Source organism: Bradyrhizobium sp. HKCCYLRH3097, assembly GCF_051167875.1.
Taxonomy (GTDB): domain Bacteria; phylum Pseudomonadota; class Alphaproteobacteria; order Rhizobiales; family Xanthobacteraceae; genus Bradyrhizobium.
Window position 1 is genome coordinate 73212 of record NZ_JBNPTX010000001.1, and the last position, 26856, is coordinate 100067.

At 66.8% G+C, this 26856-nt stretch carries 24 protein-coding genes, 1 tRNA gene and 1 riboswitch; of the genes, 17 read left to right on the forward strand and 8 right to left on the reverse strand.

What is annotated here, in order from left to right; all coding sequences use genetic code 11:
- Positions 1–211: 211 nt before the first annotated feature.
- Together ACQR0U_RS00355 and purH are read left to right on the forward strand one after the other, a co-directional pair.
- Entirely contained in the window at positions 212–1927 is a 1716-nt protein-coding gene (locus tag ACQR0U_RS00355; RefSeq protein ID WP_315825829.1) for a heparinase II/III family protein, read from the forward strand.
- A 173-nt stretch (positions 1928–2100) separates the two neighbouring features.
- Positions 2101–2181, forward strand: a riboswitch (ZMP/ZTP riboswitch).
- A gap of 23 nt (positions 2182–2204) precedes the next feature.
- Complete coding sequence (gene purH, locus ACQR0U_RS00360) at positions 2205–3797, forward strand: bifunctional phosphoribosylaminoimidazolecarboxamide formyltransferase/IMP cyclohydrolase (RefSeq protein WP_316194680.1); 1593 nt, start codon at positions 2205–2207, stop codon at positions 3795–3797.
- A 130-nt stretch (positions 3798–3927) separates the two neighbouring features.
- Here the strand turns inward: purH and ACQR0U_RS00365 are convergent, their stop codons facing one another.
- Positions 3928–5337 (reverse strand): MFS transporter, encoded by a 1410-nt coding sequence (locus tag ACQR0U_RS00365; RefSeq protein WP_316194679.1) that lies wholly within the window; start codon positions 5335–5337, stop codon positions 3928–3930.
- Between the two features lie 169 nt (positions 5338–5506).
- On the opposite strand from ACQR0U_RS00365, the gene ggt reads away from it, so the two are divergent.
- Both ggt and ACQR0U_RS00375 read left to right on the forward strand, forming a co-directional pair.
- Positions 5507–7213: a gamma-glutamyltransferase gene (ggt, locus tag ACQR0U_RS00370; RefSeq protein WP_316170086.1), complete on the forward strand. Its 1707-nt coding sequence runs from the start codon at positions 5507–5509 to the stop codon at positions 7211–7213.
- A gap of 167 nt (positions 7214–7380) precedes the next feature.
- Positions 7381–8787, forward strand: coding sequence for a serine hydrolase domain-containing protein (locus ACQR0U_RS00375; RefSeq protein ID WP_316169962.1), 1407 nt, complete (start codon positions 7381–7383; stop codon positions 8785–8787).
- A 3-nt stretch (positions 8788–8790) separates the two neighbouring features.
- Here ACQR0U_RS00375 and ACQR0U_RS00380 read toward each other — a convergent pair whose 3' ends face one another.
- Entirely contained in the window at positions 8791–9456 is a 666-nt protein-coding gene (locus tag ACQR0U_RS00380) for a glutathione S-transferase family protein (protein ID WP_315715866.1), read from the reverse strand.
- A gap of 162 nt (positions 9457–9618) precedes the next feature.
- Between ACQR0U_RS00380 and ACQR0U_RS00385 the strand changes: the two genes are divergently transcribed.
- The 5 genes from ACQR0U_RS00385 to panE all read left to right on the forward strand — a co-directional run bounded on the left by ACQR0U_RS00385 (position 9619) and on the right by panE (position 14239).
- Positions 9619–10191, forward strand: coding sequence for a DUF2239 family protein (locus ACQR0U_RS00385; protein ID WP_434842427.1), 573 nt, complete (start codon positions 9619–9621; stop codon positions 10189–10191).
- Between the two features lie 151 nt (positions 10192–10342).
- The gene (locus ACQR0U_RS00390; RefSeq protein WP_315716177.1) at positions 10343–11656 is read left to right on the forward strand and encodes an MATE family efflux transporter; all 1314 of its coding nucleotides are present in this window, start codon (positions 10343–10345) and stop codon (positions 11654–11656) included.
- A 104-nt stretch (positions 11657–11760) separates the two neighbouring features.
- On the forward strand, positions 11761–12369 hold the full coding sequence (locus ACQR0U_RS00395; protein WP_434842428.1) for a 2-hydroxychromene-2-carboxylate isomerase: 609 nt from the start codon (positions 11761–11763) through the stop codon (positions 12367–12369).
- Between the two features lie 103 nt (positions 12370–12472).
- Positions 12473–13210: an SDR family oxidoreductase gene (locus ACQR0U_RS00400; RefSeq protein WP_434842429.1), complete on the forward strand. Its 738-nt coding sequence runs from the start codon at positions 12473–12475 to the stop codon at positions 13208–13210.
- Between the two features lie 105 nt (positions 13211–13315).
- The gene (gene panE, locus ACQR0U_RS00405) at positions 13316–14239 is read left to right on the forward strand and encodes a 2-dehydropantoate 2-reductase (protein ID WP_315715862.1); all 924 of its coding nucleotides are present in this window, start codon (positions 13316–13318) and stop codon (positions 14237–14239) included.
- 206 nt (positions 14240–14445) lie between these two features.
- Here panE and ACQR0U_RS00410 read toward each other — a convergent pair whose 3' ends face one another.
- Positions 14446–15027: a c-type cytochrome gene (locus tag ACQR0U_RS00410; RefSeq protein WP_316169966.1), complete on the reverse strand. Its 582-nt coding sequence runs from the start codon at positions 15025–15027 to the stop codon at positions 14446–14448.
- A gap of 172 nt (positions 15028–15199) precedes the next feature.
- Complete coding sequence (locus tag ACQR0U_RS00415; RefSeq protein ID WP_315715860.1) at positions 15200–16477, reverse strand: PQQ-dependent sugar dehydrogenase; 1278 nt, start codon at positions 16475–16477, stop codon at positions 15200–15202.
- A 384-nt stretch (positions 16478–16861) separates the two neighbouring features.
- On the opposite strand from ACQR0U_RS00415, the gene ACQR0U_RS00420 reads away from it, so the two are divergent.
- From ACQR0U_RS00420 to ACQR0U_RS00430, 3 genes are all read left to right on the forward strand, one after another.
- Positions 16862–18205: an amidase gene (locus ACQR0U_RS00420; protein WP_434842430.1), complete on the forward strand. Its 1344-nt coding sequence runs from the start codon at positions 16862–16864 to the stop codon at positions 18203–18205.
- A gap of 99 nt (positions 18206–18304) precedes the next feature.
- A complete protein-coding gene (gene pncB, locus ACQR0U_RS00425; RefSeq protein ID WP_315715858.1) occupies positions 18305–19609 on the forward strand; it encodes a nicotinate phosphoribosyltransferase in 1305 nt (434 codons plus the stop codon).
- Positions 19610–19716: 107 nt separating this feature from the next.
- Complete coding sequence (locus tag ACQR0U_RS00430; protein ID WP_434842431.1) at positions 19717–21150, forward strand: caspase family protein; 1434 nt, start codon at positions 19717–19719, stop codon at positions 21148–21150.
- Positions 21151–21187: 37 nt separating this feature from the next.
- Here the strand turns inward: ACQR0U_RS00430 and ACQR0U_RS00435 are convergent.
- Positions 21188–21262 (reverse strand) — tRNA-Gly (locus ACQR0U_RS00435).
- A 288-nt stretch (positions 21263–21550) separates the two neighbouring features.
- Here ACQR0U_RS00435 and trxA point away from each other — a divergent pair.
- Positions 21551–22471, forward strand: a complete 921-nt coding sequence (gene trxA, locus ACQR0U_RS00440) for a thioredoxin (protein ID WP_315825740.1) — start codon at positions 21551–21553, stop codon at positions 22469–22471.
- A 48-nt stretch (positions 22472–22519) separates the two neighbouring features.
- Positions 22520–23194 (forward strand): LON peptidase substrate-binding domain-containing protein, encoded by a 675-nt coding sequence (locus ACQR0U_RS00445; RefSeq protein WP_315715855.1) that lies wholly within the window; start codon positions 22520–22522, stop codon positions 23192–23194.
- Here ACQR0U_RS00445 and ACQR0U_RS00450 read toward each other — a convergent pair whose 3' ends face one another.
- The 3 genes from ACQR0U_RS00450 to ACQR0U_RS00460 form a co-directional block, all read right to left on the reverse strand.
- Positions 23195–24025 carry an FTR1 family iron permease gene (locus ACQR0U_RS00450; protein ID WP_315715854.1) on the reverse strand — a complete coding sequence of 277 codons (831 nt, stop codon included), beginning with the start codon at positions 24023–24025 and terminating at the stop codon, positions 23195–23197. It abuts the gene before it with no gap.
- Positions 24026–24036: 11 nt separating this feature from the next.
- Complete coding sequence (locus ACQR0U_RS00455) at positions 24037–24384, reverse strand: cupredoxin domain-containing protein (protein WP_315750576.1); 348 nt, start codon at positions 24382–24384, stop codon at positions 24037–24039.
- Positions 24385–24681: 297 nt separating this feature from the next.
- A complete protein-coding gene (locus ACQR0U_RS00460) occupies positions 24682–25032 on the reverse strand; it encodes a hypothetical protein (RefSeq protein WP_315715852.1) in 351 nt (116 codons plus the stop codon).
- Positions 25033–25121: 89 nt separating this feature from the next.
- Between ACQR0U_RS00460 and ACQR0U_RS00465 the strand changes: the two genes are divergently transcribed.
- The 3 genes from ACQR0U_RS00465 to ACQR0U_RS00475 are packed head-to-tail and all read left to right on the forward strand — an operon-like array spanning position 25122 to position 26851.
- Positions 25122–25664, forward strand: coding sequence for a TetR/AcrR family transcriptional regulator (locus ACQR0U_RS00465; protein WP_315750575.1), 543 nt, complete (start codon positions 25122–25124; stop codon positions 25662–25664).
- Between the two features lie 56 nt (positions 25665–25720).
- On the forward strand, positions 25721–25918 hold the full coding sequence (locus tag ACQR0U_RS00470) for a Trm112 family protein (protein ID WP_006613415.1): 198 nt from the start codon (positions 25721–25723) through the stop codon (positions 25916–25918).
- A gap of 3 nt (positions 25919–25921) precedes the next feature.
- Complete coding sequence (locus ACQR0U_RS00475; protein WP_434842432.1) at positions 25922–26851, forward strand: alpha/beta hydrolase; 930 nt, start codon at positions 25922–25924, stop codon at positions 26849–26851.
- The last annotated feature ends 5 nt before the right edge of the window (positions 26852–26856 follow it).

The window sequence follows — 26856 nt, forward strand, 5'->3', positions numbered from 1 at the left end:
CGTCGGCCGGGCTTTAAGGGCGTCGGCGTTGCGTTAGTCCGTTAAATCCTGATTTTGCACCAGATTCTGGTCCCGCGATGGTGCTGCACCGGGGCCAAAAATGGTGTATCGGCGGCAGTTGCGATCTATGAAGGATGCGCAACCGAATCCCCCTCTGAATCCAAGGCTTGGCGTGTCCGCCGCTCAACGCAGACGCATATCGACGCTGGTGATGGGCCGCTTTGCGCGCAGCCTGATGTCCAACGTCAGCGGTGTATCGGTATCCGTGTCCGGGTTGTGGCCCGGTCGCGCCGACCGACTCATCATTGCGCCGCATGACCTGCGCACGTCGGACGCGACGCGGGCGGCCGAGATCTACGCCGGCCGCTTCGTCTTCGCCGGCAAGATCGTGACCTGCCATGGCCGCTCGATCTTCGACCTGGAGCCGCCGTCCGAGGACTGGGAGGTGGCCCTGCTCGGCTTCGGCTGGCTGCGACATCTGCGCGCAGCCGACACCGCGCTGACCCGCGCCAATGCCCGTGCTCTGGTCGACGACTGGATCACCAACCAGATCGGCCGCCATCCGCTGAGCCGGCGCGCCGACGTGCTGGCGCGGCGGGTGATCTCGCTGCTGTCGCAGGCGCCGCTGGTGCTGGCCGATTCCGACGGCAAGTTCTACCGCCGCTATCTGCGCGGGCTGACCCGCGAGATCCGCTATCTGCGCTATTCGACGATCGACATCCCGGATGGCGCGCCGCGGCTGCAGGTGCTGATCGCACTGTGTTACGCCGCGCTGTGCCTCGCCAACCAGGCCAAGCACATCCGCAGCGCGACCCGGAAACTCTCCGACGAATTGCAGCGGCAGATCCTGCCCGATGGCGGCCACGTCTCGCGCAACCCGGGCGCGCTGATCGAATTGCTGATCGACCTGCTGCCGCTGCGGCAGACGTTTGCGGCCCGCAACATCGCCCCGCCGCCGGCGCTGCTCAACGCCATCGACCGCATGATGCCGATGCTGCGCTTCTTCCGCCACGGCGACGGCAACATGGCGCTGTTCAATGGCATGGGCGGCACCCCGTCCGACCTGCTGGCGACCCTGCTCGCCTACGACGACACCCACGGCACGCCGATGGCGAGCATGCCGCATTCCGGTTTCCAGCGGCTCGACGCCGGACCGATGACGGTGATCGTCGATACCGGTCCGCCGCCGCCACCGCATCTGAGCCATGAGGCCCATGCCGGCTGCCTCGCCTTCGAGATGTCCTCCGGACCGTGCCGCATCGTGATCAATTGCGGCATGCCGTCGACCGGCCGCGATAATTGGCGCGCCTTTGCGCGCAGCACGGTGGCACATTCGACGCTGACCTACCACAACACCTCGTCCTGCACCTTCGTCGAGATGTCGGCGATGAAGCGCCTGCTGCACGGCGCGCCGATCGTATCGGGTCCGACGCGGGTCGAGAACTTCCGCGAGATCGTGCCCGACGGCACCGTGCTGTCGACCTCGCACAACGGCTACGCGGCGAAATTCGGCCTGATCCATCGTCGCGTGCTGGTGGCGGCCGAGGACGGCTCGCGGCTCGACGGCGAGGACACCGTGACGCCGGCGCAGGGCGCGCGGCTCCGCGGCGGCGGATCGGACTACGCGCTGCGCTTCCACCTGCACCCGGCCGTCAAGGCCAGCCGGCTCAGCGACGGCCGCGGCGCCATGCTGGTGCTACCCAATCGCGAGGTCTGGACGTTCGAGACGTTCGACGATCGCGTCGACCTCGAGGACAGCGTGTTTCTCGCCGGCAATGACGGTCCGCGCCGCACCACGCAACTGGTGATCCGGCAGGACGCGCAGCAGGCCCCGTCGATCCGCTGGAGCTTCGTCCGCTCGTCGACGTCCCCGACCGAGACCAACGGGCGCCGCAACGGGCGGAGAGAGCCTGAGCTGCCGCTGTAACACCCTGGCTCTCGCTTCTCAGATCATCTCACATCACCGTCCGTCGAGACGTCCGCCTTCGGCGGGCCCTCGGAACGCGGCCGACGTTCGGGCGGCTCATCGTGAGACGTGCGGCCAAGGTGATCGTTCGATCGGCCACCCGTTGTCGCGGGCGGCAAAAGCTGATATGAGGCCCGCTCTCGCGCGACTGGCGACTTTGGATGGAGCACCATCGGGGAGCGCGGGATTTGACGCCGTGCGCCTGGGCATTTTGAACTCCTGCACAAGGACTCTGCCCATGACCAATCAGCTTCGTCGCGTTCACCGTGCCCTGCTTTCCGTATCCGACAAGACCGGCCTGGTCGACTTCGCCCGCTCGCTCGCCGCGCGCGGCATCGAGCTGGTCTCGACCGGCGGCACCGCCAAGGCGATTGCCGATGCCGGCCTCAAGGTGAAGGACGTCTCCGACCTCACCGGCTTTCCCGAGATGATGGACGGCCGCGTCAAGACGCTGCATCCGAAGGTGCATGGCGGACTGCTCGCGATCCGCGGCAATGATGAGCATGCCGAGGCGATGAAGACCCACGGCATCGCGCCGATCGATCTGCTCGTCGTCAATCTCTACCCGTTCGAGGCCACGGTCGAACGCGGCGCCCCGTTCAACGACTGCATCGAGAACATCGACATCGGCGGCCCGGCGATGATCCGCGCGGCGTCGAAGAACCACGAGGACGTCGCCGTCGTCGTCGACGTCAACGACTATCACGCCGTGCTGGACGACCTGGCGCGGCATGAGGGTTCGACCACGCTGCTGCTGCGCCGCCGGCTTGCCGCCAAGGCCTATGCGCGCACCGCCGCCTATGATGCCGCGATCTCCAACTGGTTCGCCGCCACCATCCAGAACGACGCGCCCGATTACCGCGCCTTCGGTGGCAAGCTGATCCAGTCGCTGCGCTATGGCGAGAACCCGCACCAGCACGCCGCTTTCTACGCGCTGCCCGGCCGCCGTCCCGGCGTCGCCACCGCGCGCCAGCTGCAAGGCAAGGAGCTGTCCTACAACAACATCAACGACACCGACGCGGCCTATGAGTGCATCGCCGAGTTCGACCCGGCGCGCACCGCCGCCTGTGTCATCGTCAAGCACGCCAATCCCTGCGGTGTCGCCGAAGGGCCCGATCTCGTCACCGCCTACCAGAAGGCGCTGGCCTGTGACTCGACCTCGGCGTTCGGCGGGATCATCGCGATGAACCGCAAGCTCGATGCCGCCACGGCGCACGCGATCACCGGCATCTTCACCGAGGTGATCATCGCGCCCGACGCGACCGAGGAGGCGATCGCGGTGATCGCAGCGCGCAAGAACCTGCGGCTGCTGCTCGCCGGCGCCCTGCCCGATCCGCGCGAAGCCGGCCTCACCGCCAAGACCGTGGCCGGCGGCCTGCTGGTGCAGAGCCGCGACAATGCTGTCGTCGATGACATGGAGCTGAAGGTGGTGACCAAGCGCGCCCCCACCGAAGCCGAGCTGCGCGACCTGCGCTTCGCCTTCCGCGTCGCCAAGCATGTCAAGTCGAACACCATCGTCTACGCCAAGGAGTCGGCGACAGTCGGCATCGGCGCGGGACAGATGAGCCGGGTCGATTCGGCGCGCATCGCCGCGCGCAAGGCGCTGGATGCGGCCAGCGCGCTCAAGCTCGCCGAGCCGCTGACCAAGGGATCGGTGGTCGCCTCCGACGCGTTCTTCCCGTTCGCCGACGGCATGCTCGCCTGCATCGAGGCCGGCGCCACCGCGGTCATTCAGCCCGGCGGCTCCGTGAAGGACGACGAGGTCATCAAGGCGGCTGACGAGCACGGCATCGCCATGGTGCTGACCGGCGTGCGGCACTTCCGGCACTGATTGCGCCCACAATCTCCGCCGTCATTCCGGGATGCGCCGCAAGGCGCAGGCCCGGAATCCATAACCACGATCGTGAGTATGGATTCCGGGCTCGCCCTGCGGGCGCCCCGGAATGACGGCGGAGCAAGTTTCAGGCGCCCTGCCCCGCACGACCACCTGCATTCACCCGCGCCAGCAACACTAGCCCCACCGCAAAGAACAGCACCAGCACGGCCATGCCGGCCTTCTGACTCGCAGTGACCGCGGTGATGGTGCCGATCAGCAGCGGGCCGATGAACGACGTCACCTTGCCGGTGAGCGCGAACAGACCGAAATACTGCGCGACGCGCTCCTTCGGCACCATGCGGATCAGCAGCGAGCGCGAGGCCGCCTGCAGCGGCGCGCCGCAGGCGCCGATGACGCAGCCGAGCAAGAGATAGGCGCGCTCCGGCAGCGAGGCGAACAGCGGGCCGCCCGGCACGGCCGGCGTAACCGAAATGAACAGAACCGAATCACGGCTCACCATGAGAATCGCGATGATCGCGAGCAGCAGCAGCGTCATGCTGCCGGCGATCACGCGCTTCGGCCCGAGAAAGTCATCCAGCTTGCCGCCGAGCCAGCCGCCGAACGTGCCGGCGGCGGCGAGGATGATGCCGAAGGTGCCGATCTGGATCGTGTTCCAGCCGAACGTGCCGGCGGCATAGATGCCGCCGAAAGCGAACAGCGACACCAGCCCATCGGTGTAGATCATGTTGGCGAGGAGAAAGAGCGCAACGTCGCGCTGCTGCGGCAGGCTGCGCAGCGTCTGCTTCAGTTGACCAAGCCCCTCGCCCACGGCCGCGCGCAGCCGGTGCCGCGCCGGAAAGTCCGGTGTGAACAGGAACATCGGCAATACGAACACGATGAACCAGAGCCCGGTGAGCGGACCGGAGATGCGGTCGCCTTCATGGCTCACGGGATCGAGCCCGAACAGCGGCTTGAATCCAAACAGCGTGCGGCCGCTGTCGGGATTGGCGGCGAGAAAGCCGAGCACGATGACGAGCGAGAGGATGCCGCCGACATAGCCGGTGGCCCATCCGGTGCCGGACAGCCGGCCGATGCGTTCCGGCGGCACCAGGGTCGGCATCATCGCGTTGTTGAACACGGTGGCGAACTCGACACCGATGGTGGCGATCACATAGGCCGCGAGCAGCGGCGGGATCAGCTCGGGCGCGCCGGGACGCCCGATCCACATCAGCGAGGCGCCGATCACCAGCATCGCGCCGAACGCCGCGATCCACGGCTTGCGGCGCCCGGTGGCATCGGCGATGGCGCCGAACACCGGTGACAGCAGCGCGATGACGATGCCGGCCGCGGCGGTCGCAAAGCCCCACAGCGCCTGGCCGCTCGCCGCGTCCGGCGCGACATGCGCCGCGAAATAGGGCGCGAAGACGAAGGTCGTGATCAGCGTGAAGTAGGGCTGCGCCGCCCAATCGAAGAAGATCCAGCTGACGACGGCCGCGCGCCCGGGATAGATTCGGCCGTCGGCAGGACCAGAGGTCTCGATCGTGATGACGGCCATTCGAAAATCCTCTGCAATCACAGCGTCGCATCTCGCGACGATCACGGCGTTGCGTTTTACGCCGGCGACGCGGCCCTATAACATCTGACGATCCCAGGCGGATGTCAGCAACGGCAGAATTGCGATGACCACGTTCACGATTGATCGACGACGGCTCCTTGCGGGTTTCATGCTGTTGCTGGCCGGCTGCCTGCCCGCGCGGGCGCTGGATTCGCAAACCTTCGATATCCCGCAGCCCCCCGGTATCACCGCGCCGGCGCAGCCGCCCGCACATGGCATGGTGGTGGCGCAGGAGCGGATCGCGGCCGAAGTCGGCCAGCGCATCCTTGCGCTGGGCGGCAACGCGGTCGATGCCGCCGTTGCCACCGGCTTTGCGATGGCCGTCACCTATCCCGTTGCCGGCAACATCGGCGGCGGCGGCTTCATGGTCATCCACATCGCCAGGACCAACGAGGACGTGGCGATCGACTATCGCGAGACCGGTCCCGCCGCGATCACGCGCGACATCTTCCTCGGCGCCGATGGCAAGCCCGACAACGTCAAGTCGCGCGATTCGGCGCTGTCGATCGGCGTCCCCGGATCGGTGGCAGGTCTCGCGCTGGCGCTGGAGAAATACGGCTCGGGCAAGTTCACGCTGGCGCAGGTGCTGCATCCGGCGATCGTGCTGGCGCGCGACGGCATCCCCGTCGCCGACGACGTTGCCGTCACCCTGCCGATGATGGCGCCGCGGCTGGCAAAATGGAAATCATCGGCCGCGATCTTCATCCGTCCCGATGGCACGGTGCTGAGGGAAGGAGACCGGCTGATCCAGCGCGATCTGGCGGCGACGCTCACCGCCATTGCCGAGCAGGGCCCGCGCGGATTTTATGAAGGGCCGGTCGCCGACCAGCTCGCCAAGGCGATCCAGGATGCCGGCGGCATCATGACAGCGGACGATCTCAAGGCCTACCAGCCGGTGCTGCGCACGCCGGTGCGCGGCACCTATCGCGGCTATGACATCGTGTCGATGCCGCTGCCGTCCTCGGGCGGCACCGTGCTGGTCGAGATGCTGAACATCCTCGAGGGCTTTCCGCTCGCTGAGCTGAAGCAGGGCTCGCCCGCCTCGCTGCATCTGCTGATCGAGGCGATGAAGCGCGCCTATGCCGACCGCGCGCGCTATCTCGGCGACCCCGCCTTCGTCGACGCGCCGGTGCGCGCGATGCTGTCGAAGGACTATGCCGCGCGCCAGCGCGCCGGGATCGATCCCGCGCACGCCACCAGCGCCGGCGACGTGCTCAACACCACGCCGCTGCGGGAGGGCAGCAACACCACGCATTTTTCGGTCGTCGACAATGACGGAAATGCCGTCAGCAACACCTACACGCTGAACTTCCCCTATGGCGTCGGCCTCGTCGCCGAGGGCACCGGCGTGCTGCTCAACAACGAGCTCGACGATTTCACCGCCGCGCCCGGCGCCTCGAATGCCTTCGGCCTGGTCGGCTTCGAGGCCAATCTGCCAGGCCCCGGCAAGCGGCCGCTGTCGTCGATGTCGCCGACCATCGTGCTGAAGGACGGCAAGCCCGTGCTCGTCACCGGCTCGCCGGGCGGCAGCCGCATCATCTCGACCGTGCTGCAGGTGATCGTCAACGTGCTCGACTATCGGATAGACGTCCGCCAGGCCGTCACCGCGCCTCGCCTGCATCACCAATGGATGCCCGACGAGGTCCGAATCGAGAAGGGTTTTGCCGAGGACGTGCTCGCCGGTCTGCGCGCCCGAGGTCACAAGCTCGAGGAGCCGATGGGACGGACCTCGGCCAACTCCATCCTGGTGACGTCGGATGGATTCGTCGGCGCGCCGGATCCGCGCAGCAAGGGCTCCACCGCAGCCGGGCGCTGAGGCGCCGGTTCCCAGGCGATGTCGGACATCGCGGCCCCGGATGACGATTTGCCGCCGCCCGGCGGGGCCCTGCACGCGCTTCCCTCCGTTGGCGTGGTGACCGAGGCGCGTTAGAAGCATACCAGGGCGCAGCGAGGCTCGCCCGCGAGACGGTGTCGGACGTTCTGGTGCATTTGCGAAGATTCGTGGTCGGTCTGCTGGTGTTTGCGGCCCTGCTGGTGGCGGGGTGGCTCACCTATCGGCCTGACCGGGCGCTGCGCGTCGCGACCAGCGCGGTCGCCGAGATGATCTGCGCCAAGACCTACGTCTCCGGCTTCGATCCGCAAACGGTGTTTGCGGAGACCATGGAACGGCCCGGTCTGCGCCGGCTGCGGGCCGTGATGCGCTACCGGGTGGAGCCCGACATGCGCATGGTGGAGGCGTCGCTGCTCGGCCTGCACGCCACCCGGGCCACGTATCATGACGGTCTCGGTTGCGTGACGCTCCAGGGCCAGAAGCCGCCTTACGTGCCTCACACCGACGTCGCTGCGCTGCGTGCCGCGGCGCCCGCTCCCGCGTTGCCCGACTTGGCGGAAGGCGCTGCAGTGGAGCCCGGCGATCCCGCGCTGAAGGCGGCGCTCGATCACGCCTTCGAGGAGCCGGCCAACCCGCCGTTCCGCCGCACCAAGGCGGTCGTCGTTGTCAAGGACGGTCGCCTGATCGCGGAGCGCTATGCGCCGAACATCAGCGTCGATACGCCGCTCTTAGGCTTCTCGATGACCAAGACGGTCACCAATGCGCTGCTGGGCATCCTCACCCGGCAGGGCAGACTGAGCCCGTCGGTCCCGGCGCCGGTCGCGGAATGGCGCGAAGCCGGAGATCCGCGCCACGACATCACCATCGAGCAGCTGATGCGCATGACATCAGGCCTGGCGCTGGACGAGACCAATTCCGGCTTCGACCCGTCGAGCCAGATGGACATCCACCGCGACATGGCGGCGTTCGCGGTGCATGCGCCGCTGATCGCGCCGCCCGGCCAGCGCTGGGCCTATTCGAGCGCGAGCACCCAGATCCTGGCACGCATCATCCGCGATGCCGCCGGCGGTCCCGAGCAGGCGATCGAACTCGCGTGGCGCGAGCTGTTCCATCCGCTCGGCATGCGCAGCGCGACGCTGCAGTTCGACGGCACCGGCACGCTGCAAGGTTACGGCAACATGCTGGCGAGCGCGCGCGACTGGGCGAAGCTGGGGCTGCTCTATCTCGGTGACGGCGTCGCCGGGGACAAGCGCATCCTGCCCGAGGGCTGGGTGGCGATGTCGGCGACCGCAACGCTGGACACCGACTATGGCGCGGGACTGTGGACGAACCGCAGCCAGCATTTTCACGCGCTGGGACGGGCGCGCGCCGGCATCCCGGCCGACGCGTTCTTCGCCTTCGGCCTGCTCGGCCAGCGGCTCGTGATCATGCCGAGCCAGCGCATAGTGGTGGTCCGGCTCGGCGATTCCGTGGATCCAGACGGCGACATCAAAGGCGTCGCCCGGCTGGTGCGCGAGGTGATTGCGGCGACCGCGGCGCCGGCGACGGCCGCCAAATAGCGCTCAGCGGCCGACCTCGTAGGGCCCGCCCTTCTCCAGCGCGATCTTGTAGGCCGGCCGTGCCTCGATGCGGGCGAGGAAATCCATCGCCCGCGGATGGCCCTGCTCCAGGCCGCCGCGCGATGCCGCCGCCTGCAGCGGGAAGCTCATCTGGATGTCGGCCGCGGTGAACGAATCGCCCGCAAACCACTCGCTCTTCTGCAGCTCGCTTTCCCAGAACGCCATGTGCTGCTTCAACTGCGGATTGACCAGCGTGCTCAAGGCCTGGTTCGACACCTTGCGCACGATCGGGCGCAGCAGCGCCGGCGCGCGCTTCGGCATGATGTTGAACAGCAGCTTCAGCAGCAGCAGCGGCATCGCCGAGCCCTCGGCGTAGTGCAGCCAGTACGAATAGCGCAGCCGCTCCGGCGTCTTCGGCGGCGGGATCAGCCGTCCCTCGCCATAGGTCTCGATCAGATATTCGACGATCGCGCCGGACTCCGCGACCGTGTTGCCGTCGTCGGTGATGACGGGCGACTTGCCGAGCGGATGGATGGCGCGCAGCTCCTTGGGCGCGCGCATGTCCGGCTGGCGCTCGTAGCGAATGATCTCGTAGGGCACGCCGAGCTCCTCGAGCAGCCAGAGCACGCGTTGCGAGCGGGAATTGTTGAGGTGGTGAACGGTCAGCATGGGGTTCCCAGGGACGGATCGGGTGGCGGGCGCCGTTCCGTAGCAGGACAGGATGGGTTCGGCGAGGCGTCCTCGGCACTGGAGGCGGCCACAATAATTATCCGGGTAATATTGACTTTAATTTCACCCGGGTCTTATTAGGCGCATCACAGGGACCAAGCCATGGACACTTTCACCGCGTTTGCCGGCCAGACCCGGGTCGCCGCCGGGCCGCTGCCCAAGGTGGCGCTGGTGCTGAAACACGCCGCGCCGAACACCGAGCCGATCGTGATCTTCAACGACCGCACCGGGCAGCCGATCGACCTCGATCTGCGCGGCAGCGATCGGGAGATCCTGGCGCGCCTGCCGGTCGACGCCGGCGCGGTCGCAGACCAGCCGCCGAGCGGGCCGCGCGGCCGCGGCCGGCCGAAGCTCGGGGTCGTCGCCCGCGAGGTCACCTTGCTGCCGCAGCACTGGGACTGGCTGAACGCGCAGCCGGGCGGCGCCTCGGTGGCACTGCGCAAGCTGGTCCACGACGCCCGCCGCGTCAGCGGCGACACCGACCGCGCCCGCGAGGCGCGTGACGCGGCCTATCACTTCATGTCGGGGATCGGCAGCAACCTGCCGCAATTCGAGGAGGCCTCCCGGGCGCTGTTCGCCGGCGATCTCGGCCGCTTCGCCGCGCTGATCGCGAACTGGCCGGCCGACATCCGCGACCATGCGGTGGCGCTCGCGCATCGCCACAGGGCCGATTGAGATCGGCTGATTTCAACAGCCAGCGAGAGCGGCCGTTCGCGGCGGCTCTCATTCCAATTCCTCGCAACGCGACCGTACTCCGAATGAAGAGCGGTCGACGGAGAACCATGCCGTGTCGTCGCCAACCGCCTCGCTGCGCAAGCCGTTCCTGATGTTCGTCGTCCCGATGATGCTGAGCAACACCCTGCAATCGCTGTTCGGCACCATCAACAATGTCTATCTCGGCCAGATGATCGGCGTCGATGCGCTCGCCGCGGTCTCGGTGTTCTTCCCGGCGATGTTCTTCTTCGTCTCCTTCGTCATGGGCCTCGGCTCGGGCGCCGGCGTTCTGATCGGACAGGCCTGGGGCGCCGGCGAGCCCGCCAAGGTGAAGCAGGTCGCCGGCACGACGCTGACCATTGCGCTGCTGCTCGGCGGGCTGATCGCGGTGCTCGGCGGCCTGTTCAGCCGCGAATTGCTGACCGCGCTCGCCACGCCCGCCAACATCCTCGATGCAGCCGCGGGCTATGCCCGCATCATGATGATCACGATGCCGCTGACCTTCGCCTACATCCTGCTGTCGTCGCAGATGCGCGGCGTCGGCGACACCGTGACGCCGCTGGCCTCGCTCGCCGCATCGACGACGCTCGGGCTGGTGCTCACCCCGGTGTTCATCCGCGGCTGGCTCGGCGCGCCCGTCCTCGGCGTCGCCAGCGCCGCCTGGGCGTCGGCGATCTCGACCCTGACCACGCTGGCCTGGCTCCACGTTCATCTGCGCCGGCGCAAGCATCCGCTGGCGATCGATGCGGCCTTCCTGCAGGGCATGCTGCCTGATCCGAAGCTGCTGCGGGCGGTGCTGCGGCTCGGCATCCCCGCCGCGATCGGCATGATCGTGATGTCCTTGGCCGAGATGGTGCTGATCGGCCTCGTCAACGGCTTCGGCTCGGACGCGACGGCGGCCTATGGCGCGGTCAACCAGGTGCTGGGCTATGTGCAGTTTCCGGCGCTGTCGATCGCGATCTCGGTCTCGATCTTCGGCGCCCAGGCGATCGGCCGCGGGCAGGCCGAGCAGATCGGCGACATCGTGCGGACGGGCATCGAGATGAACGTGGTGCTGACCGGCGGCCTGGTCGCGATCGGCTATCTGTTCTCACGGGTGCTGATGGGTTTCTTCATCACCGACCCTGCCGTCATCGAGGTGGCGCAGCATTCGCTGCATATCGTGCTGTGGAGCTCCGTGCTGTTCGGGATGTCCATCACGTTCTCGTCGGCGATGCGCGCCTCCGGGACGGTGTGGATGCCGCTGGCGATCTCGGCGTTTGCGATCGCCGCGATCGAGGTGCCCGCCGCCACCTGGCTCAGCCGCAGCATCGGGCTCGACGGCGTCTGGCTCGCCTATCCCATCACGTTCGCCGCGATGATGCTGCTGCAGATGAGCTATTATCTCCTGGTATGGCGCAAGCGGACGGTGCGCCGGATGATCTGACGCACCACCGGCGTCTTCCGGCCGCTGGAATATGATGACCGTCATAAAACCCTGGACGGGGCTGCTGCGCTGGACCACAATGCGAAAAACCGAGGAGACCGCCCATGAGCCGTCCAGCGCCAGAATTCATGTTCGACTTCGGCAGTCCCAACGCCTATCTGAGCCACGAGGCGATCCCGGCGATCGTGAAGCGGATCGGCGTCCAGTTCTACTATGTCCCGGTGCTGCTCGGCGGCATCTTCAAGGCGACCAACAACAAGTCGCCCGCCGAGTCGCTCGCCGGCATCAAGAACAAGCGTGAGTTCCACGAGGTCGAGACGCAGCGCTTCCTCAAGCGCTACCACGTGCAGCCCTGGGTCTGGAATCCGTACTTCCCGGTGAATACGCTGAACTTGATGCGCGCGGCCATCGCCGCCCAGCTCGAGGGCGTGTTCGAGGCCTATGTCGACGCGGCGTTCCACCACATGTGGCGCGAGCCGAAGAAGATGGACGATCCCGAGATCGCGATCGCCGCGATCACATCCTCCGGGCTCGACGGGGCCAAGCTGTTCGCCCGCGCCCAGGAGCCCGAGGTCAAGGCGAGGCTCGTGGAGAACACGCAAGCCGCCGTCGAGCGCGGCGCGTTCGGCTCGCCGACCTTTTTCGTCGGCAACGAGATGTTCTTCGGCAAGGAACAGCTGCGCGACGTCGAGGACTACATCCTAGGAAGGTAATCGCCGTCATCGTGAGCGAAGCGATCCAGAGCCACGACGAAGGACTGGATTGCTTCGTCGCTTCGCTCCTCGCAATGACGCCTCGGGAGAACGGAGAGCAAGCATGCAGCAGCGCAACGCCACCGTCGCGGTCGTCGGGGCCGGCGACTACATCGGCGCCGAGATCGTCAAGAAGTTCGCGTCCGAAGGCTTCACGGTGTTCGCCGGCCGCCGCAATGGCGACAAGCTCGCGCCGCTGGTCGCGGAGGTCGAGAGCGCCGGCGGGCGGATCGTGGCGCGCTCGCTCGATGCCCGCAAGGAGGACGAGACCACCGCCTTCCTCAACGACGCCGACAAGCATGCGCCGCTGGAGGTCGTGATCTTCAATGTCGGCGCCAACGTCAATTTCCCGATCCTGGAGACCACCGACCGCGTGTTCCGCAAGGTCTGGGAGATGGCGTGCTGGGCCGGCTTCGTCACCGGGCGTGAGGCGGCCCGGCTGATGCTGCCGCGCGGTGGCGGCAAGATCTTCTTCACCGGCGCCACCGCCTCGCTGCGCGGCGGCTCCGGCTATGCGGCCTTCGCCTCCGCCAAGTTCGGCCTGCGCGCGGTGGCGCAGGCGATGGCGCGCGAACTGATGCCGCAGAACATCCACGTCGCCCATCTGATCATCGATTCCGGCGTCGACACCGCCTGGGTGCGCGAGCGCCGCGCCCAGCTCTGGGGCCAGGAGGCGCTGGACAATCCGGACCTGCTGATGCCGCCGTCCTCGGTTGCCGGCGCCTATTGGCAGCTCTACCAGCAGCCGAAGAGCGCCTGGACCTTCGAAATGGAGATCCGGCCGTTTGGCGAGAAGTGGTAGGGGCGATAGGGAGTGGCGAGTAGCGAATGGTGGCCATCCCTATTCACCACTCGTCATTCGCCACGCGCTTCGTCATGATGCAGCCTTGCTAACGGAGAGACCCCCATGCGTATCCTCGTCGTCGGCGCCGGCGCCATCGGCGGCTATTTCGGCGGCCGGCTGCTGCAGTCCGGAGCCGATGTCACGTTCCTGGTCCGCCCGCGGCGCGCGGCTGAACTCGCCAGCGCCGGCCTCGTGATCCGCAGTCCGACCGGTGACGTCACCTTGCCCAATCCGCGGACGGTGCAGGCGGATGGTTTGAAGCAGCACTTCGACGTCGTCCTGCTGAGCTGCAAGGCCTTCGATCTCGACGACGCGATCGGCTCGTTTGCACCGGCGGTGGGACCTGACACCGCGATCATTCCGATGCTCAACGGCATGAAGCACCTCGACGTGCTCGACGCCAGGTTCGGGCGCGCGCGCGTGCTCGGCGGGCTCTGCGCCATCGCCGCGACATTGAACGAGCAGCGCGAGGTGGTGCAGCTGCAGCCGATGCAGTCGCTGAGCTTCGGCGAGCGCGACGGCGGATCGTCGGAGCGCGTCCGCGCGATCTTCGAGATCTTCCAGCGCGGCAATTTCAATGCGTCGGCCAGCGAGAACATCATGCAGGACATGTGGGAGAAGTGGGTGTTCCTGTCCTCGCTCGCCGCGTCGACCACCTTGATGCGCGGGCCGGTCGGCGTGATCCTGACCGCGCCGGGCGGCAAGGATTTCCTGCTCGGCATGCTCGACGAATGCAGCGCCACCGCTGCGGCCGCCGGCTACCCTCCGGCTGGCGCCTTCTTCCAGCGTGTCTCCGGCATGCTCACGGCGGAGGGATCACCGATGACCGCCTCGATGTTCCGCGATCTCCGCGCCGGCCTGCCGGTCGAGGCCGATCACGTCATCGGCGATCTCGTCGCCCGCGCCGATGCCGCCAAGGTCCCGGTGCCACGGCTGCGCATCGCCTATACCCAGCTCAAGGTCTATGAGGCACAGCGGGACAAGTAGCTCTTGGTGTCGCCTCGGTGTTCGCCGAACCGTTGGTCAGGCACGACGGCGCCACAGACTCCGATGTCGTCCCGGCCTCGCGCCGGGACCCATAGCCACCGCCCGTAGTGAAGCAGGTCACTCTCACCGCCGTCCCTCGATAGCCTCCGCGGTATGGGTCCCGGCGCGAGGCCGGGACGACAATTGTGATCTGGGCGGCGTCCCAGCTACAGATGCGCCAGATAATGCGCCAGCGCCGTGATCTCCTCGTCGCTCAGCGGATAGGCAACATCCGTCATCGCCGCCTGGCTGCCGCCGACGCGCTGGCCGCTCTTGTAGTCGTGCAGCGCCTTGACGAGATATTCCTCGCGCTGGCCGGCGAGCCGCGCCACGCCCTTGGTGCCGGCATAGCTGTCGAGATGGCACGAGGCGCAGCGGCGGCCGGCGGCGGCTTGCGCGCCTTTGGCCGACAGATCCGGATCATTGTCGGGCGGCGCCTTGGCCGGCTGCAGCGAGGCGAAATAGGCGCCGAGATTGCGGATGTCCTCGTTGGTGAGCTGATCGACGATCGGCTTCATCGCCTCGTTCTTGCGTGTGCCGGCGCGGAAGAACACGAGCTGCCACTGGATGAACTGATCCTGCTGGCCGGCGAGCGAGGGAATGTTCTCGGTCTGCGAGATGCCGTTATCGCCGTGACAGCCGGCGCAGAGCTGTGCCTTGGCCTTGCCCGCCTCGAGATCGGCGGCGTCGGCCGGACGCGCCGCAAGCACGAGCATGAGCGCCAGCGCGGCCGCTGCTGCCTGGCACATTCTGGAGGTCCCTGGAGTCATCGCGGGGGTTCTCGCTCCCATCATTGCTATGGCGCGCGGACCGGCCTTCGGTCGATGAGCGGTACCTCGCCCCCGGTCAACGCGCGACTGTCAAAATAGTTGGGGCTGCGGCCGCCGTAAGGCAGCGCGCAGCCCCGCTTTCACGACGAGCTCATTTCTTCTCGTAGCTGATGCGATAGATCGCGCCGGCCCAGTCGTCCGCCACCAGGATCGAGCCATCCTTGGCGAGGATGATGTCGTCGGGACGGCCGAGATAGCCCTGGTCGCCTTCGAGCCAGCCGGAAGCGAACACCTCCTGCTTGGCGTCCTTGCCGTCGGGACCGACGATGACGCGCATGATCCGCGCACCCTGGTACTTGTGCCGGTTCCAGGAGCCGTGCTCGGCGATCAGGATGTTGTTCTTGTACTCCGCCGGGAACTGGTCACCGGTGTAGAACTTCATGCCGAGCGGCGCCACGTGCGCACCGAGGTTCAGCACCGGCGGCGTGAACTCCGAGCACTTGTGGCCCATCGCGAATTTCGGATCCGGCATGTCACCCTGATGGCAATAGGGATAGCCGAAATGCTCGCCGATCTTCGAGATCATGTTGAGCTTGTCGCTCGGCAGTTCATCGCTGACCCAGTCGCGCGCGTTCTCGGTGAACCAGTAGCGGCCGGTGCGCGGATCGACGTCGCCGCCGACGCTGTTGCGGACGCCGAGCGCCCAGATCTCGGCATTGCCGGTGCGTGGATCGACGCGGCGGATCTGCGACACCGATGTCGGCGGAATGCCGATGTTGAAGGGCGGGCCGAACGGAATATAGAACCAGCCCTCCTTGTCGACCGCGATGTATTTCCAGCCATGCGCCGCATAGGACGGCATGTCGTCATAGACGACCTTGCCCTGGCCGAGATTGTCGAGATTGGCCTCGGCATTCTCGTATTTGATCAGCTTGTCGACGGCGATGACGTAGAGATTGCCGTCCTGGAAGGCAAGGCCGGTCGGCATGTTCAAGCCCTTGAGGACCGTCTTGACCTCGCGCTTGCCGCCCTTGTCGCTGATCGCATAGACGTTGCCGAGCCCGAACGAGCCGACGAACAGCGTGCCCTTGTCACCCCACGCCATCTGCCGCGCGGCGAGCACGCCCGACGCCCAGACCTCCATCTTGAAGCCGTCCGGCAGCTTCACTTGCTTGACGATCTTCGCAAGCTCGGCATCGGAGGCGCCGGTCGGCGGGCCCGATGGCGGCGCCAGCCCCTTCTGCGCCTCGGTCTCGTCGCCGAGGAACCAGTCGTCCGGCGGATGCGTCCAGAACTCCTTCGTGCCTGATTCGTATTTCTTCAGGCCCTTGCCCTGATCGGATTGCTGCTGCGCGCCGGCGATGCTGGTGCCGGCGAGAAGACTGATTGTTGCAAGCGCAAGAATGCTTCGGTGAAAAGCCGATGTCATCGCTTCACTCCCATGAGGCAGCTCATGTGGCTGCGTCTACTATTCGGAACGTATCTGAAGACGTCCTTTGGCCGACCACACCAGTGGTCCTGCTCGAAAATGGTAGCACATCCTGAGCGGGTGAGAAGCGGATTGCTGCCAGGTTCGCGCGAGGCTCAAGAGATGCCGTTCCACTCATCTCATACTGGATGCGCATGCCCATGCTCACGCCTGCGCCGCATCCGCGATTGTGCGCCACGCGGCACGGGCCTGCCGCCATGCGCTGTATTCATATGCTCCGATCGGCCGGACGATTGGCGTGCGCTTGAACACCCGATAGGATCGGAACAACCGGCTGCGACCGTTCACCGCGCGGCAATGAGATCAAGTCGACAGGATCGATGAATGTCCGAGCGTATCCCTGTGTCCACGCCAAAGGCCGGTGCCGGCGTTCTCGAGCTGCTGCGACGGTTTGCAGCCGATCCGACAGCGGCCACCGCCTATGGTGAAGATTGTTTGAAGAAGACGCAGGCAATCGAGCCGCGGCTGAAAGCATTCGAATATCTGCCGCGGGATGTCGCTCCAAAGACCGGCCCGCTCGGTGGAATTCCCGTCGCCATCAAGGACATCATCGCCACCTCGGACATGCCGACCACCAACGGCTCGCAGATCTACCGTGATCACGTGCCGGATGCGGACGCATGGGTGGTCGAGCGACTGCGCAATCTCGGCGCAACCATCTTCGGCAAGACGGTCTCCACCGAATTCGCCTGGCGTCATCCAGGTCCGACCGTCAATCCATGGAACCCCGAGCATACGCCGGGCGGCTCATCGTCCGGATCGGCCGCGGCCGTTGCGGCCGGCCTGGTGCCGCTGGCGCTGGGAACACAGACGCTCGGCTCGGTGATCCGACCGGCGGCGTTCAACGGCGTCGTCGGCTTCAAGCCGAGCTTCGGCGCGATTCCACGCGTCGGCGTGCATCCCCTCAGCCCGTCGCTCGACCATGTCGGCTTCTTCGCCCGCCGCGTCGACGACGTGGCCTTGGCCCTCTCTCTGCTGGCCGGCACCAGCGCCGATGATCGCCACGGCCGGCCGCTGCCGGGCTTCACCGTCGACATCGACCACGGCCCCACGCCGCTCCGCACGCCACGGCTTGCGGTGGTGCGCTTCGCCAAATGGGAGCGCGCCGAGGCCGAGCAGAAGGCGGTGTTCGAATCGGTCGTCGACAAGCTGCGCAGCGCCGGCGCGACGATCGACGAGATCGAACTGAGAGAGCTCGACGCGGTGAACTGGGATGCGATCACCACGATCATGCTCAGCGAGGCGACCACGATCTTCTCCGATCTGATCGCGCGCTATCCCGACCGGGTCAGCGAGGTCATGAAGGGCCACGTCGAGAGCGGGCGAAGCAAGACGGCCATGGAATATCTCGCCGCGAAGGCGGCCCAAGCCCTCAGGCAGAAGGCGCTCGCCGCTGAGCTCGACGGCTTCGACGCAGTGCTCACCTTGCCGGCCTTCGGCGAAGCGCCGCGCGGCCTGGATTGGACCGGAGACGCCGAATATTGCGCCCCTTGGACCTTCGTCGGAGCGCCGGCCATCTCCCTGCCGGCCGGGTTCGGCAACAACGGCCTGCCACTGGGCGTGCAGATCGCCGGCCCCTATCGCAACGACCTCCACGTGCTCCGCGTCGCGAAATGGGCCGAAGCGGTGCTGGCGTTCGATCCCGGCGTGCCGCTCCTGGCGCGCTAATCGCCGCCACGACCCCCGAGCAAGGATGCCGCCGCGCCACGAGGGCCTCCTCCGACAAGCCCAGTGGCGGGTTTGCGGCCAGCGCTGTAAAACGGTCACATGACAATCACAGACATCGCGAGCAGAACCTATAATCACGGTTGGCGCCTCGACCCGATCGTGCGCAGCCTGCTCGACACCGACTTTTACAAGTTGTTGATGCTGCAGATGATTCGGGAGTTCTACCCGAGTCAGCAGGTGACCTTCTCGGTCATCAACCGGACCCGGCGGGTGCGGCTCGGCGACGTCATCGACGAGGGCGAATTGCGCGCCCAGCTCGACCACGCCCGCACCATCCGCTTCGCCAAGAAGGAGCTGATCTGGCTGGCCGGCAACACCTTCTACGGCAAGACCCACATGTTCTCGCCGGAGTTCATCGCCTGGCTCGCCAATTTCCGCCTGCCCGAATACGAGCTGCGCAAGTCCGACGGCCAGTACGAGCTGCATTTCCACGGGCCCTGGACCCACACCACGATGTGGGAGATCCCGGCGCTCGCGATCGTCAACGAGCTGCGCTCGCGCCAGGCCATGAAGGGCCAGGGCCGGTTCGCGCTCGACGTGCTGTTCGCCCGCGCCAAGGCCAAGCTGTGGGCCAAGGTGGAGCGGCTGCGCAAGCTCGAGGGGCTGCGGCTGTCGGATTTCGGCACCCGCCGCCGCCACGGCTTCCTGTGGCAGCGCTGGTGCGTCGAGGCCGTCAAGGAAGGTCTCGGCCCGTCGTTCACCGGCACCTCCAACGTGCTGCTGGCGATGGACAACGACCTCGAGGCTATCGGCACCAACGCCCACGAGCTGCCGATGGTGGCAGCGGCGCTCGCCAAGGACGATGACGAGCTGCGCTTCGCGCCCTATCGCATTCTCGACCAGTGGCGGCAGACCTACGCAGGCAACCTGCTGATCGCGCTGCCCGACGCATTCGGCACCAAGGCCTTCCTGCGCGACGCACCCGACTGGGTCGCCGACTGGACCGGCTTCCGTCCCGACAGCGCGCCACCGATCCAGGCCGGCGAGGAGATCATCGCCTGGTGGAAATCGAAGGGGCGCGATCCCAAGCAGAAGCTGCTCGTGTTCTCCGACGCGATGGACGTCGAATCGATCGAGCAGATCCATCATCGGTTCTCCGACCAGGTCCGGCTGTCGTTCGGCTGGGGCACCAACCTGACCAACGATTTCGTCGGCTGCTCGCCGGACGGCTCGGTCGACCTCGATCCCATCTCGCTGGTCTGCAAGGTGACGTCGGCAGACGGGCACCCCGCCGTGAAGCTGTCCGACAACCCGGAGAAGGCGACCGGCGATCCCGCCGAGATCGCCCGTTATCTCCGCGTGTTCGGCGATGCCGGCCGGGTGCGCACGCCGGTGGTCGTCTAGGCCGCCGACAGCCCACGGCAATTTCTCTTTCCTGCCACGATTCTTGTTCCTGCTTTGTTCGAAATGCGGTAAAATCGTCGCAGATCGGGTGACAGGAGATCGTTGGCATGCGTCGGGTGATCGGCCGAGTTGGACAGCTGCTGCCTGCAACCATCCTTGTCGTCGGCGCGATCCTGATCTCGACCGGGCCCGCTGCCGCCGACAAGCGGGTGGCGCTGGTGATCGGCAACGCCATCCACGAGCACGCACCGCTGCTGGACGAGCCGGCGGCGGATGCCCGGCTGATCGCCGACAGCCTGTCGCGACTCGGCTTCACCCTGAGCGGCGGTGCCGCGCAGATCGACCTCGACAGGCGAAACTTCGATCGCGCGCTTGCCGAGTTCAAGGGCCGGATCGCCGACGCCGATGTCGCGCTGATCTATTATGCCGGCTATGGGCTCAACCTGGGCGGCGCCGATTATCTCGTCCCGGTCGACGCGGCGCCGGCGAAAGCTGCGGATCTCAGCACCGAACTGCGCGACCTGACTGCGATTCTGCGCGAGCTGGGCGGATCGGGCCCCCGGCAGAACGTGATCATTCTCGACGCCTTCCGCTCCAATCCGTTCGCCGGGCGCGGCATCGCCGGTCTTGCCGCCGGCCTCGTCCCGGTCGACGTTTCCGCACGGACCGTGATCTCCTTTGCCGCACAGGCCGGGACGGCGGGACAGCGCGGCCCGGACGGTCACGGCGTGTTCGCCGCCGCCCTTGCAGAGGCGCTGCAGCAGCCAGGCCAACGCCTGATCGAGACCTTCAACCAGACCAATGCGGCGGTGGAGCGTGCCACGGGCGGAGCGCAGCAGCCGCTCGTGATGTTCACGTCGATCGACGGCGGCGCTCAACTGAGCGCCGCTGCGGCGAAGCCAGCGCAGCCCGCTGGCCCCGCCGCCGCCCGGAGCAGCGCTCCCGTTTCGAGCCCGACCGCATCGTCCGACGCGGCAGATGCGCGGACGCCCGGACTTGCCGTGCTGTATGATGAGGATCTCTCCGACCCCAAGGGTAAGCGCTATTCCGGCTCGGTCACCTGGCGGACGGAGACGGTCAAGAACGCACAATCGGGACGGCCCACGCCGGTGATCCGTGGCGAGATCGACATTCCCGAGCGCAAACTGAAGGTCAGCCTGCAGTTGCGCCGCAACGACGATCCCAGCCTGCCGGCCAGCCATGTCGCCGAGCTCACATTCAGGCCCGCTGCCGATTTCGTCGGTGGCGGCATCAGCAGCGTCCCAGGAATGCTGATGAAGGCGGATGAGAAGTCGCGCGGGACGCCGCTTGCCGGGCTTTCCGTCAAGATCACCGAAGATTCGTTCCTGGTGGGCTTGTCCAACGTCGAGGCCGATCGCGCGCGCAACGAGGAGCTGCTCGCACGGCGCGAATGGTTCGACATCCCGGTCGTCTATGCGAACCAGCGCCGCGGCATCCTCGCAATCGGCAAAGGTCCCAGTGGAGATCGGGTATTCGCCGACGCGCTCGCGGCCTGGGACAAATCCCCGCCGACGAAATGATGAGGCATAAGGCGAGAGGGGAACGGAGCGGAATTTTTGGAGCGGGCGAAGGGGTTCGAACCCTCGACCCCGACCTTGGCAAGGTCGTGCTCTACCACTGAGCTACACCCGCATCCGTGACGCCTTGGCGGCGTGGCCGCCAGCGACGGGCAGACCTATGCCAAATGCCGCGGACGAATGCAACAGGTCTGCGACAGGTTTCGTACGCCGACGACGTTCAAATTTTTGCGGTCGGGGCCGGCCGAACCGGGCCCAAACCTGCCCATCACCGGGCCGCGATGGGCGCTGATTGAAATTTCCAGCTGGACCGCCACTTAAAGTGAGAGAAAACGTGTATTGAGGCGCGGCGGCGGCCGGTTCCCGGTCGCCGTCCATCGGAATTTTTCGGACGAGGGACCCCGTGACCATTGTTGAGCAGGGCGGCGGACCGGCGCCGCAGGTGCCGGATCTGATCAAGGACACCACGACGCAGAGCTTCGTGAAGGACGTCATCGAGGAATCGAAGCGGCAGCCGGTCCTCATCGACTTCTGGGCGCCGTGGTGCGGACCGTGCAAGCAGCTGACGCCCATCCTGGAAAAAGCCGTCAAGGCCGCCAAGGGCAAGGTCAAGCTGGTCAAGATGAACATCGACGAGCATCCGGCCATTCCCGGCCAGATGGGAATCCAGTCGATTCCGGCCGTGATCGCGTTCGTCGGCGGACGACCCGCCGATGGCTTCATGGGTGCGGTGCCCGAGAGCCAGGTCGCCGCCTTCATCGAAAAGATCACCAAGGGCGTTCCCGGCGCCGGCGAGCCCGACATCGCCGAAATCCTCAAGGAAGCCGAAGCGGTTCTCGCTGAAGGCGATGCGGCCGGCGCGGCTGAGATCTATGCCGAGGTGCTCGCGATCGATGCCGCCAACATCCCCGCGATCGCCGGGCTTGCGAAGTGCCAGGTCGAGCTCGGCGCGATCGACGAGGCCAAGCAGACGCTTGCGATGGTCCCGGACTCCAAGCGCAGCGATTCGGCGGTCTCCGCCGTGCAGGCCGCGATCGATCTGGCAGAGCAGGCCCAGTCGCTCGGGCCGGTCGGCGAGCTCGAACAGAAGGTCGCCGCCAATCCGCTCGACCACCAGGCGCGTTTTGACCTGGCGACCGCACTGAACGCCGCGGGCAAGCGGAAGGAAGCCACCGACCAGCTGCTCGAGATCGTGAAGCGTGACCGCAAATGGAACGAAGACGGCGCGCGTAAGCAGCTCGTGCAGTTCTTCGAAGCCTGGGGCGGCGCCGACGAGGCCACCATCGAGGGCCGCAAGCGGCTGTCGACGATCCTGTTTTCGTAACCCGGCTGGACGGGACGCGCGCTCGTTCCAGCGGACACGAGGTATCGCATGCCGATCAATGCCGAATATCGCGGTCCCGCCGAGCTGCCGGAGATCGTTCCGGTGTTTCCGTTGGCGGGAGCCTTGCTGCTGCCGCGCGGCCAAATGCCGCTCAACATCTTCGAGCCGCGTTATCTCGCGATGGTCGACGATGCGCTTCGTGACGGCCATCGGCTCATCGGCATGATCCAGCCCGACGTCACGCACTCCTCCAGCGAGGAGCGCCCGGTGCTGTTCAAGGTCGGCTGCGTCGGCCGGATCACGCAGCTCGCCGAGTCCGGCGATGGCCGCTACATCCTCGAGCTCACCGGCGTGTCCCGCTTCAAGGTGGTCGAGGAAATGACGGTGCTCACGCCCTATCGGCAGTGCAAGGTCGATTATTTCCCGTTCGTCGATGATTTCACGGCGCGCAAGGGTGAAGACGCGGTGGACCGCGAAGCGCTGCTCGCGGTTCTCACCGACTTCCTCAAGGCGAACAATCTCAAGGTCGACTGGGCCGGCATCGAAGCGGCGCCGAACGAAGCGCTCGTGAACGCGCTGGCGATGATGTCGCCCTATGGTCCGGCGGAGAAGCAGGCGATGCTCGAGGCGCCGGACCTGAAGACCCGCGCCGAAATCCTCATCGCCGTGACCGAGATGGATCTCGCCAAGAAGCGGACCTCGGGCGATCCGCCGCTGCAATGATCACTCGGCGGGAGCCGCGCGCGGCGCTGGCGGGGCCGCCGTCAGGCGCATCAGTGCGATGGTGGTGACGATCACCCCGATGTAGACTGCGAGCTGCATCGCGGTAGGCTGATCCGTATAGCCGATCAGAGCCTTGAGCGTCCGCCCGGCGACGCCACGCTCGGGCAGAACCGCGCTCGAATCCCACACCACATGGTCGAACGTTGTCAGCCAGTTGGCGCGGGCGAGAAAGAACACCGCCTGCGCGGCCATTCCCGCCGACAGCAGGGTGATCAGCACGGTGGTGGTCTTGAACAGCGCGCGCGGCGGGATGCGCATCAGGCCGAGATAGGTCGCGAGACAGACGGCAACGCCGAGCAGCAGGCCAAGGACGCCGCCACCGAGTAACGCCCGCCCGCTGCCGTCGCCGGAGGCCGCCACCCCATAGAGAAACAGCGCGACCTCGCTGCCCTCGCGCAACACGGCGATGGCGATCACGGTCGCCAGCGCGACCAGCGGCTTGGCGCCTTCGGCCACCGCTTGGCCCATCGTCCGCAGCTCGGTGCTCATCTCGCGGCCGTGCCGGGCCATCCAGACATTGTGCCAAGTCAGCATGATCACGGCAGCCGACAGGATCCCCGCATTGAACAATTCCTGCCCCATGCCTTCAAAGAGCTGAGTCAACGTTCCCGCGAACGCCGCGACGATGCATGCGCCGACCAGGCCGGCGAACAACCCCGCGCCGATCCAGCGCAGGCGATGCGGAACCGCGCTGGTGACGGCAAGCACGATACCGACGATCAGGCCGGCTTCGAACACTTCGCGGAAGACGATGATCAGGGCGGCGAGCATGGGATCTGGACCTATTGGACGTTGACGAAGCCGCGGGCCTTTTCGTTGAAGTCGTTATAGAACTCGTAGCGCCCGGACTTCATGGCGCGGACGTTGAGCACCGCCTCGCTGTTGGCCGCGATCACCTTCTCGACCTTCAGGGTCTCGCTCTCGAACTCGATGGCCTTGCCCTCCATGTTCCTGACGCGGATGGTCAGCGGCGCGTCCGCAGGAACGGTCGGCTCCTTGGGCTCGAATTGACCATTGGCATAGGTGAGGCAGATCTCGCTCGATCCCCCGGCGTGCGCCTGCGCTGCCATCAGCAGCACGCCGACGCTTCCACCTACGACGACCAACTTCCGCACCACGTCGACCAACATCGATCCGTCCCCTCTCCTATCCAGACAAGCAAATCGGAGAACGGTTGCGCGCCCGGATCGATGTCGACGCCGGGCACCCGTTCGCGACGACGAACAGCTAAGCGGCTCGTCGCCGTGTCTGCAAAGAGACTCCTTCTAAGTTGGAACCATTCTTGGCGAATGTGTCGTGGCAGTGGCCTCGCGGTGTACGGAGTGCGGCCGAACAGCAGTTGAGGCGACGCGGCGGTTACGGAGCGTCGCGATGCCTTCCTCTCGCCGGGTACGTGGCGGCGCTGCGGTGGACCGGGATTCGCCGCGTCAGTAGCCGGCGATGGCGAGACTGACCACGCCGGCGAGCATGACCCAGCCGAAATGCCGCCCGCGCGTCGCCAGCGCATTGGCGCCTGCGGCGAAAGCGAACACGACGATGACCGTGGTCACCGTCCAATGCCGCGCCGACTCCGACGCCATTTGCGGGGCGACGGCGAGCAGCACGCCACAGCCGATCCACGCCACCGTGCCAGTCTGCCAGACCAGCCGCAGCAGGGTTCGCAGCCGCTCCGGCGAGATGGTGGCACGCGCGAAAACCGTCGTCTCGCCGAGCACGCCGTGGATCACGGCGACGGTGATCGCCATCAGCCCCGCGGTCACGAGCAGCGCATCGCGCATGGCACGCCTCCATACAGTTATGTATGGACAATGCACGAAGCCCTGGCAGTCGTCAATACAGCTGTGTATGGTCGTCTCATGGTGACGACATGACCGATCAGCTCTCGGCCGACGATTGGCTGACACAGGGATTGAAGGTACTGGCCAGCCGGGGCTTCACCGCGCTGAAGGCGGAGCCGCTGGCAAAAGCCTTGGGCGTGTCGCGCGGCAGCTTCTACTGGCATTTCGCCGATGTGGCCGGGTTTCACGCGGCCCTCCTCAAGAAGTGGCGGGAGATTGCGGCCGAGCAGATCATCACCGGGGTGGAGGCGAACGCCGGCGACCAGCCGGCCATTGCCGTGCTCCTCCGCCGCGCGTTCAACGTCAAGCTCACCCTGGAGCGCGCCGTGCGCAACTGGGCCGGATCCGACCCCGCCGCGCGGCAGGCTGTCCAAGCCATCGACAGGCGCCGGCTGGGCTATGTCGAGAGCCTGCTTGCGGCCGAGGGACTAGTGCCGGCGATCGCGCGCGCACGCGCCCAGGTGCTGTACTGGACCTTCCTCGGCCACGCGCTGTCGGATCGGCCGTTGCCGGCCGAGCAACTGGACGCGGTCATCGACGAGCTGATCCGGATCGCCCGGCACAAGCCTTGAAGCACGACAAGCGAGCGGACGTTATGCTACAGAGGCGCCCGCCGGAGACCCTTGCCATGAACGCCCCGCTCGAACGCCCCGCCAATTCCGTCGATCCCAAGCTGCTCGAGATCCTGGTCTGCCCGATGACCAAGGGCCCACTGGAATACGACGCGGCGAAACAGGAGCTGGTCTCGCGGTCGGCGAAGCTCGCCTACCCGATCCGCGATGGCATCCCGATCATGCTGCCCGAGGAAGCGCGGAAGATCGACTGACCGATGCGGCCCGTCGTGATCCGCTGTGCGCTCGCCGTGGCGCTGATGGCCCTCGCTTCGGGGGTCTCGGCCGAGGAGAGCGCCGTTCGCGTCGGCGCACTCGACGCCGTCCTGACGACGCCAGCGGGTGTCGAGCGCCCGCCGGTGGCGCTGCTGATCGCCGGCTCCGGGTCGACGGACCGGGATGGCAATGGGCCGCAGCTCAAGCCGGCGACCTTGAAGAAGCTCGCCGAGCAGCTCGCCACCCAAGGCATCGCCAGCCTGCGCTACGACAAGCGCGGCGCACGCGGCTGGAAGGCGGAGTTCGGCAAGCCGGAGGACTTCCGCTTCAAGGACTACGTCGACGACGCCGCCGCGCTGGTCGACTTCCTGCGCGGCAAGTTCGCCCGCATCGTTCTCGTCGGCCACAGCGAGGGCGGCCTGGTCGCCATCCTCACCGCCCGCCGCACCCCGGTCGACCGCCTCGTGCTGCTCACCACATCGGCGCGGCGGCAGGGCGACCTGTTGAAGGCGCAGCTCGAGAAGAAGCTGCCGGCCGCGAAGATGGAGCCGGTCGCCAAGGCGATCGACGCCATCATGGCCGGGCAGGTCGTGGACCCGCCACCGCCCGAGCTGCCGGTCGCACCGAGCATGCAGCCCAGCATCGGCTCCGCCTTTGCCGAGGACCCGATCGATCCACTGAAGCAGCTCACGATCCCGATTCTGATCGTCGGCGGCGCCCGCGACCACCAGATCGCACGCCTCGACATGGTCGCGCTCGCCGCCGCCGCGCCGGCCGCCAAGTCGCTGTGGCTGCCGGAGATGAACCACGTCCTGGTCGACGTCGCCAACGAGGACGAGAACCTCGCCTCCTACAACGACCCCGACCGTCCGCTCGACCCCGACATGGTCGAGGCCGTCGCCGGCTTCATCGCCGCCGCAGGCCCGCGCTGAGCTCT